This window comes from Gelidibacter sp. (assembly GCF_039916245.1).
Classification (GTDB): domain Bacteria; phylum Bacteroidota; class Bacteroidia; order Flavobacteriales; family Flavobacteriaceae; genus Gelidibacter.
In genome coordinates, this window is sequence record NZ_JBDSLS010000068.1 from 1 (window position 1) to 2759 (window position 2759).

Consider the following 2759-nt stretch of genomic DNA (forward strand, 5'->3'; position numbering starts at 1 on the left):
AATGAGTCTACCGAACCTGTTAAACAAGGTCAAGGAAGAGGACAAGGGCAAGGACGAAGCAATAAACCAAAAGAGAAAAGTTCAGGCGCTAAGAGTCCATCTTCAGGAGGACGATCTGACCGAAATAAGAGTAGACGACGCAGCTAAAGTTCAAAATGAACTTGAAAATGAACTTGAAGTCCAAATTGAAGATTTTCAAACCTCAAGCCTCAAACCTCAAGCCTCAAACCTCATTATGCTCAGTCAAGTTTTAAAAGATAAAATCATTGCTGTTTGCAATGCAAAGATTGCCGCAAAGGGGACGAACGTTGGTTTGTCCTTTTATGCTTTTTTTGCCAACAAAAATGACACTCCTGAATTGTTGATGGAGGCCGCCACATGGTGGATTATGACGCATAAACTGGATCATTTTGAGAAAGCGGTGAAGATTAGGGCTTTGGTGGAGGAGTAGATGAGGTTGAAATTGAAGTTGAAATTGAAAATGAACCCGATACTTCCGGACAACTCAATAACTAATTGAAATTGGAATCCTGAAAAAAGAAGACTTTAAAGTCGAAATAAATTCCGAGATTTGCCTGCCCGGGCGAATCTTTTTCTAAATCGGGAAGTTGAAACCTTAAACTTCAAACCTGAAACAATAAAACATGCAACCCAATAATCCTCTTCACGGCATCAAATTAGAACAGATCATTAATGAGCTGGTTGCGCATTATGGTTGTGAATATATGGGTTCGATCATTAAAATCAAGTGTTTTAATGAAGATCCTTCCGTCAAATCAAGTTTGAAGTTTTTAAGACGTACACCTTGGGCACGCGCTAAGGTGGAATATATGTACTTAAAAATGTTATCTAAGAAACGCTAATCAATAAGAGCTGTTTCAAATCCCTTAATTCTGATCTCCGCATAGAGCTTTCTCATTAAAGTTGAATATGGACTTTGAAATAATCAATTTCAATTCTTTTTGAAATAAGTCTTGATTCTTAATTCTAAAAGCAAAGCGGTCTTATTTCTCTTGATTAGGATACATCAATTTAAAAGTATCATTCACACTTTGATGTAAAATAGTGGCATGGTTTTCATTAGGCAAAAACAGGAACTCCGCTTTTAGATTTGGTTTGCCTGCATTCTTCAAAACATCGACTAAACTTTTAGCTTCGCGTTCCATAATTTCGCCTTCAGAACCTACCGACACATATACATTGGCAGACAGCTTATTGTGCGCACTTAAAAACATTTTGGCATCCTTCAGCAACGATTCATTGTCCCACCATAAACTCGGACTCACGATAATATAATCAGTAAACAAGGTTGGTTTTTTAAATAGAATCTCAGTGGCTACCAAACCGCCCAGGGATTGTCCGATGAGCATTTTTTGTGCATTGGTTGGGTAATTGGCCTTAATATAGGGCTGCACTTCATTCTCCATAAAATCGATGAATTTTCTGGAACCTCCTGTGGTTGGATAATCTTTTTTTAGCTTTTTATCGATGGTAGGAAATGTGAAATCACGCTTGCGGTCTATGTTGGCAATCCCAACCACAATGGTTTTTGGCATATTCATTTGCAGATTAAAAAACTGAACCAAGCCAGCGATATGTAAGAAGTCTTCGTCCATACTACCATCCAAAACATAAATCACAGGATATTTTAAGGTGTCGGCTACTTTATAGCTTTCAGGTAAATATATATTGAGTATCCTTGATTCTGAAAGGATTTTGGATTCGATGGTGACTACTTCGCCAATAGTCAATGGTGTTTTTGAACTTTCTTTTAGGGTAGTCTGTGCTTCCGCAGAAGTAAGGCCTATCGTTATCAAAAATATACTATAAAAAAAGTGCTTCATTTATCAGGTTTAATTTGGATACATTCATTCAAATCGGAATGCTTTCAAATATAGGTTATAGGTGGGGTTTATGAGGTTTTTTTGACACGAATTTCACTAATTACACGGATTCCAATTTAATTTTAAATCTTTTATGAACTGGTTAATTTTTTATGCCAATAGTGAAGCGGTCTTATAGCTAATAGGATGTCGCTCCTCTGGAGCTAATCCTTGAAACCTTTTGTTCTTCTATTAAGATGTCACCACGCCGTGGCTGTTCTGTTTGTAGACACGGATTGCACGGATCACGCGGATTCACAACAAAATATAAATTTGTATCGTTTCACGAATTAAATATTGAATGCTTTTGAACTTCCTTTATCATCGGTTTTTAAGCTCCAGAAGAGCGCAATAGCAATAGCTTAAATTATGAGGTTTATTAATAAGCTCCTTAGGAGCGGCATGTTTTCGCATAATTTACAATTTCATTGCGTTTGATATATCGGTGACATTAATTATACCGCTCCTATTGAGCTCTATTGTGATGATTTGATGTATTTGCTATTAAGTTGATGTATTTGTTATTAAGATGTCGCCACGCTGTGGCTATTGTATTTTTAGACCAGATTGCACGGATTACCCGGATTCAAAACAGATTCCAAATCTCTGATGTTTTAGGAAGCCAGTCCTAATACTTAATACTTAATACTAACCGCAAAGCACTCTCAAAGCTATTTACATTTTGATATTTCACGAATCAAGTCTATAATCTATGTTCTAACAGCGAAGCGTTCTAAATTCTATTTAACCTAATCCTCTTCCTCCTCAAAAATCACAATGTCGGCATCAAATTCCGCATCCTTAAACTCATCTCTACTGATCCAATATTCGGAGGTGGTCATGATATAAGAATTGTCTCCTGTGGGTTTTAATTCC

Annotated in this window: 3 protein-coding genes; 2 read left to right on the forward strand and 1 reads right to left on the reverse strand. The window is 36.8% G+C overall.

Features of this window, described 5'->3' with window-relative positions:
* Together ABIQ28_RS03425 and ABIQ28_RS03430 are read left to right on the forward strand one after the other, a co-directional pair.
* A partial coding sequence (locus tag ABIQ28_RS03425; RefSeq protein WP_348035351.1) for a DUF6500 family protein occupies positions 1-451 on the forward strand: 451 nt, incomplete at its 5' end.
* Positions 452-644: 193 nt separating this feature from the next.
* Positions 645-863, forward strand: coding sequence for a VF530 family protein (locus ABIQ28_RS03430; RefSeq protein WP_348035352.1), 219 nt, complete (start codon positions 645-647; stop codon positions 861-863).
* A gap of 141 nt (positions 864-1004) precedes the next feature.
* Here ABIQ28_RS03430 and ABIQ28_RS03435 read toward each other — a convergent pair whose 3' ends face one another.
* Complete coding sequence (locus ABIQ28_RS03435; RefSeq protein ID WP_348035353.1) at positions 1005-1844, reverse strand: alpha/beta hydrolase-fold protein; 840 nt, start codon at positions 1842-1844, stop codon at positions 1005-1007.
* Positions 1845-2759 lie beyond the last annotated feature (915 nt).

What these genes read in the sequence shown, in the direction of transcription:
- ABIQ28_RS03430 (WP_348035352.1), top strand. Translation starts at nt 645, where the DNA reads ATGCAACCCAATAATCCTCTTCACGGCATCAAATTAGAACAGATCATT.
- ABIQ28_RS03435 (WP_348035353.1), bottom strand. Translation starts at nt 1,844, where the DNA reads ATGAAGCACTTTTTTTATAGTATATTTTTGATAACGATAGGCCTTACT.